General features: G+C 45.0%; 1 protein-coding gene. It reads right to left on the bottom strand.

Annotated elements, in window-relative coordinates; genetic code table 11:
- Positions 1-39 precede the first annotated feature (39 nt).
- Positions 40-1,392 carry an ISLre2 family transposase gene (locus JOC28_RS10585; protein WP_205010633.1) on the bottom strand — a complete coding sequence of 451 codons (1,353 nt, stop codon included), beginning with the start codon at positions 1,390-1,392 and terminating at the stop codon, positions 40-42.
- Positions 1,393-1,498 lie beyond the last annotated feature (106 nt).

Below are 1,498 nucleotides of genomic sequence, written 5' to 3'. Positions count from 1 at the left end.
GTTTGTGTCAAGTAATCCTCGGAAACAATTTTCAAAGTCCTAAATCCACTTTTTGAGTTGACCAATCGGAGAGCTCGTTGCAGCAGCTAAAGCAATGCTTGCCTGCGGAATTCTGTGAGGTGTGTGGGCCGATTTCTTGAGCACCTGTCGCATGCTAACGTTGACCTCCTCGCTGAAGCTCTGATAAACACTCGAACTGCGGTAAAGAGCCTCGAAAAACCCATTCTTCCTTGCTGTCATGATGGCTACAAGATGGCTAACGCCCAGTTTTCGCCAGTTACGCCCTTGCTTCTTGAGGCGATAGCTGTAAAAGCGGTGCCCACCTTCGCAGGTTCCCACACCCTGAGAAATGCCCAAGTCACGCTGTTTCAGAGGTTTGATAGACTCCCAATTCGTCGTCAAATAAGACTTGACCAACAAGAGTTTCTCAAGCTGCTTCTCATCTTCTAAGCTGGCTTCTGCTGTGTCCAAAAGAAGCTCTAGTTCCTCTCTGTCATAGGCTTTCACGCTTGCTCTGACAGCCTTCAACAGGCTCTTATCAAAGCCTAATTTCCCCGTGATGTAAGCCATGACGTGGTAGGCATCCAAGCAATAAGCAAAGCTCCTGTAGCGTCCGATAATCTCCTCAAACTTATTTCCTTCGTAGCCTGATCCACCATCACTATTAGCGATAACAATCGTCTTTCTCAGGTCATAATGAGTCTGAATGTAGTCACTCACCTGATGGAACAATTCCTTACTCGTCCCGAAACAGCTGAATTCAACAGGACTAATCAATTCCCTACGTTTACTATTTTGGCGTACACCTTCGTGGATACAGCCACGTTTCATCTCCAAATGCTTGTGCTTTTCTTGGCTACCAATCCAAATGCCATCGCCTTCGATGAAAAGGAAATCTGGACTCTTCAGGGCAGTCTCTTCCTCGATTTGCGCTTCCAAAACCTTCTCCCCAACACGCTGAACCAGATTATGAATCCCTTGATGACTCATCTCAATGCCTGTCAGAAGCTCCAAGGTGGTGGACGCTTGACGGTAGGTCATTGCCGTGGCTAAATAACTGAGCTTTTCATTGAAACTAGGACTGTAACGCTCTCTAGGAGCTAATCCTATCGCTTTGTCTAAGGGTAAGAAACTCTTCTGCCCTGCTTTTTTCAAGCGACGACGTTTGAAGGTAACTGTTCCAAACAAGAAGGTCATCTGACGCTCCTCCAAACGATCAATCTCCCAACCATCTGAGATATAGGACTGGATAATTTCCTTGTCCAAGCGCTCTAAAGCCACCTTCACTGACTCAGCCATAACCTGACCTGTTAGCTGCATCACACTTGCATCAAACTCAGCCAAGTGACAACTACTCTTTAAAATCTCACAAATATCTGTTACAATAGTCATAGGTTCTATATCCTTCTAGGTTACTTTTTTTGCATTTCCTAGGATATAGGACTTTTTTCGTTTTGAAAACCTGTAAACGATTTACCGAGTATTATTTTACACTAAC

It is taken from the genome of Streptococcus loxodontisalivarius (assembly GCF_016908645.1).
GTDB lineage: Bacteria > Bacillota > Bacilli > Lactobacillales > Streptococcaceae > Streptococcus > Streptococcus loxodontisalivarius.
Note: the sequence above shows the minus strand (reverse complement) of the source record. Positions and strands in the feature narration are given on the sequence as shown.